Source organism: Microvirga sp. P4_G7 (genome assembly GCF_056401005.1).
The window spans coordinates 1-3,433 of the sequence record NZ_JBFUKD010000409.1 but is presented as its reverse complement, the minus strand read 5'-3'; the positions used below and the strand labels follow the sequence as shown (position 1 = coordinate 3,433).

The following is a 3,433-nucleotide window of genomic DNA, read 5'->3' as shown; positions in this document are numbered from 1 at the left end:
GCTCTATCGCGCCGTGCTCGAGGAGATGTATGCCCGGATCCGCAATTTCGAGAGAAGCCTCGATCTGGCAGCGCTCCCCCCGCGCGAAGCGATCGCGACACTGACGGGCTTCACCTTCGACTACCACGCGGACAATCCGGACTTCGTCCGTCTTGTGATGGTCGAGAACATCCATCATGCAAGACATCTCGAAAGCTCGCCTGAGATCGGCGATCTCAACTTGTCGGCCATCGACATGATCCGCGAAGTCTATCAGCGCGGCGTCAGCGAGGGCTTGTTCCGCGAGGGGCTCGATCCGATCGACATCCATCTGACGATCAGCGCGCTCAGCTTCTACAATGTTTCGAACCGTGCCAGCATCCGTCAGGTTTTCGGGCACGACATGGGCACGGCAGATGCGCGCGAGCGCCGGCGGCTGAGCGCCATCGATACCGTGTTGCGCATGCTCTGCCGCTGAGCGAGCGAGTGACGACGCCGCGGTCGGGCTCACTTCGGCGCGACCAATCGGGCCATCGCCTGAATCGCCAGTTCGTATCCGGCGGCGCCGAATCCAATGACGATTCCGGTTGCGGTCCGAGAGATCAGCGAATTGTGGTAAATGCTTTCGCGGGCATGGACGTTTGAGATGTGCAGCTCGATCTTGGGTCCGTCAAACATCTTCAGCGCATCGAGGAGAGCGATGGAGGTGAAGGTGAAGGCAGCTGGATTGATGATGATGCCGCAAGCTTCGGCGCGCGCCTGATGGACGCTTTCCACAAGCTCTCCCTCGAAATTCGTCTGGCGAAAATCGATCTCGAAACCCAGGTCGCCGGCTGCCTTTTCGCAGCGCTCGTGAATTTCCTCGAGCGTGGTCGTGCCGTAGATCGCCGGCTCGCGCTGACCGAGCAAATTGAGGTTGGGGCCGTTGAGAATGTAAATGCGATTGTTCATGTCTGCCTTGCCTCGAACTCAATAGGCCACGGCAGCGCCGACCGGCCCTCGAAGGGGGATCGGCGCTGCCTTGTCGATGGCTTCGTGATCAACTTGCGGAGAAGGTGATACCTTCGAGGCTGTCGGGGAATTTGTGGACCGGCACTTTCATCCACTTGTCGTAGACTTTCTGCAGTTCGCCATTGGCCTTGATCTTGTCGATGAAGGCGTTGATGGCGGCATTGATTTCCTTCTCGCCRAGGCGTGTGCACGCACCGTTGTAGAGGTTCTGGAATTCGAGCTTGTTCTCGAACTCACCCGGGCGGGCCTGATCGATGCGCTGGAGATAGAAGATGTTGCCGCCCAGTGCCTGGACCTGCCCCGAGACCAGCGCCTGGATGCTCGGTGCATCGCCGTCGTAACGCCGGATCGTGGTGCCTTCCGGGGCGTTCTTCGTCACCTGCGTATCCTGTGCCGCACCCTTGGCGACACCGATCGAGAACTTCGCCATGTCGGCGTTGGTCTTGATCTGGGCCGATTTCGGCCCGATCAGCACGATGGTGTTGGCGACGTAAGGCTTACTGAACTGCACCGCCTTGGCGCGCTCAGGCAACATCGCCATCGTTGCAAACAACACATCGACACGACCCGTCGTCAGCGCCGGAATGCGGTTGTTCACCTCCAGAGGAACGAACTCGACCGGAACGCCGAGCTCCTTGCCGAACAGCGTGGCGATGTCGGCATCCAGACCATCCTGCTTGCCGCCGCTGGTCACAAAACCCCATGGCGGGTTGTCACCCTGAATCCCGACGACAAGCTTGCCCTTCGCCTTGATCTCCGCCGGCGTGATCGCAAAAGCCGGCTGCATCACCGCAGCCGCACCTAGCAACGCCGCAGATGCAAGCAGAACATAGCGGCGGCTCGGCATCCTATTGGTCGGCTTCTTCATGACATTCTCCCTGGGTTGATCTCGGCCTTTTGGCCTTGGTGGTCGTTAGTGATTTCCGCTTAACGTGTACTCGCCGCGAACTGACGCTCCAGCCGTGCGCCGAAGAGCGACAGCGGCCAGCACATGATGAAATAGAGAGCGCCGACGATTCCGAAGACCAGCAGAGGCTGAAAGATCTGGTTCGAAATGATGTTGCCGGCCCGCGTCAGCTCGGTGAAGCCGACGATCGCAGCGAGGGACGTGCCCTTGATGAGCTGCACGAGAAATCCAATGGTCGCGGGCAGCGAGATGCGCAGCGCCTGCGGCAGGATCACGTCTTTCATGCGCGATACGTATCGCAGGCTCAGCGCGTTGGCGGCTTCGGTCTGTCCACCGGGAACCGCATCGATGGAACCGCGCCAGATCTCGCCCAGATACGCGCTGGCATGCAGCGTGAAGCCGATCGAAACCGCGACCCACGCGTCCAGCTTCAGGCCGACGAGAGCGAGCCCGTAATACACCACGAAAAGCTGCATGAGCAGCGGCGTGCCCTGGAAGATTGCGATGTAGCCCGCCGTGATGCGCTCGACGATCGAGATGCCGGATGTGCGTGCCAACGCGACGCCGAGACCCGCTATGCCGCCGAAAACGAAGCCGATCGCGGATAGAGCCACGGTCCATTTCAGACCGGCGAGGAGGAAGAGGAATTCATTGGGTCCCACGCGACACTCCTCACTTGACCGGATAGCTGAAGTAGCGCGAGGAGATCAGTCCGAAAAAGCGCATCATGAGCCAGGAGATGACCAGGTAGAACACCGTCACGGTGCCATACACCTCGAAGCTCCTGAAGCTCTCGGACTCGATCCTTTGGGCAACCGAGGTGAGCTCATAAGCCGAGATCGCGGATGCGACGCTGGTCGTCAGCGTCAAGAGAACGAATTGGCTTGTGAGAGAGGGAAAGATCGCGCGTAGCGCCGGCTTCAGCACGATCAACATGAACACTTGAGTCTTGTGCAGCCCGAGGGCCAAACCCGCCTCGATCTGCCCGCGGCTGATCGATTGCACGCCGCCGCGGATGATCTCGATGGCGTAAGCGCCGCCATTGATGCCGAGGGCGATGATGGCTGTCGGCGTCGGATCGAGCCGCAGACCAGCCAGCGGAAGCGCGAAATAGATGAAGAAGATCTGCACCAGGAACGGCGTGTTCCTGATCACTTCCACGAACGCCATGACGAACCAGCGAATGGGCTTGATGCGGGAGTCGCGCAACATGACCCCACCTACCCCGATGATGATGGCGAGCAACATTCCGGAGATCGCCAGCCCAAACGTACCGAGGCAGGCCATGAGCAAGCTCGGCAGCCCATCCAATACCGGCGTGAAATCAAGCTTGTAGTCCATGGCGTTTCCTTGCGAGGTCGACCTTCTTTTGGGTCGATCCAATTCGCGTTCTGGTGACGGCACCTCTCAATAGGTGCCTGATAACGACCGGCCAGACAGCCTGCGTACTTGTCGCATGGCAAAAAATGTACGAGATAGTTCAATTGGTCAAGCAAAATTAACCAGACAGTCCATTTACTGTGGTGAGAGCTGCGT

The 3,433-nt window shown here is 59.5% G+C and carries 5 protein-coding genes; 1 reads left to right on the top strand and 4 read right to left on the bottom strand.

The window, feature by feature from the left end; all coding sequences use genetic code 11:
- On the top strand, positions 1–457 hold a 457-nt coding region (locus AC1DT3_RS15495), incomplete at its 5' end, for a TetR/AcrR family transcriptional regulator (RefSeq protein WP_477466139.1).
- Between the two features lie 29 nt (positions 458–486).
- Here AC1DT3_RS15495 and aroQ read toward each other — a convergent pair.
- The 4 genes from aroQ to AC1DT3_RS15475 all read right to left on the bottom strand — a co-directional run bounded on the left by aroQ (position 487) and on the right by AC1DT3_RS15475 (position 3,238).
- The gene (aroQ, locus tag AC1DT3_RS15490) at positions 487–930 is read right to left on the bottom strand and encodes a type II 3-dehydroquinate dehydratase (RefSeq protein ID WP_477466138.1); all 444 of its coding nucleotides are present in this window, start codon (positions 928–930) and stop codon (positions 487–489) included.
- An 88-nt stretch (positions 931–1,018) separates the two neighbouring features.
- Positions 1,019–1,858 (bottom strand): transporter substrate-binding domain-containing protein, encoded by an 840-nt coding sequence (locus AC1DT3_RS15485; protein ID WP_477466137.1) that lies wholly within the window; start codon positions 1,856–1,858, stop codon positions 1,019–1,021.
- 59 nt (positions 1,859–1,917) lie between these two features.
- Positions 1,918–2,559, bottom strand: coding sequence for an amino acid ABC transporter permease (locus tag AC1DT3_RS15480; protein WP_477466136.1), 642 nt, complete (start codon positions 2,557–2,559; stop codon positions 1,918–1,920).
- Between the two features lie 10 nt (positions 2,560–2,569).
- The gene (locus AC1DT3_RS15475; RefSeq protein ID WP_477466135.1) at positions 2,570–3,238 is read right to left on the bottom strand and encodes an amino acid ABC transporter permease; all 669 of its coding nucleotides are present in this window, start codon (positions 3,236–3,238) and stop codon (positions 2,570–2,572) included.
- Positions 3,239–3,433: the final 195 nt, after the last annotated feature.

Bases quoted from the DNA above. Each gene is read 5' to 3' on its own strand.
- aroQ (WP_477466138.1), bottom strand. From the start codon at position 930: ATGAACAATCGCATTTACATTCTCAACGGCCCCAACCTCAATTTGCTC.
- AC1DT3_RS15475 (WP_477466135.1), bottom strand. From the start codon at position 3,238: ATGGACTACAAGCTTGATTTCACGCCGGTATTGGATGGGCTGCCGAGC.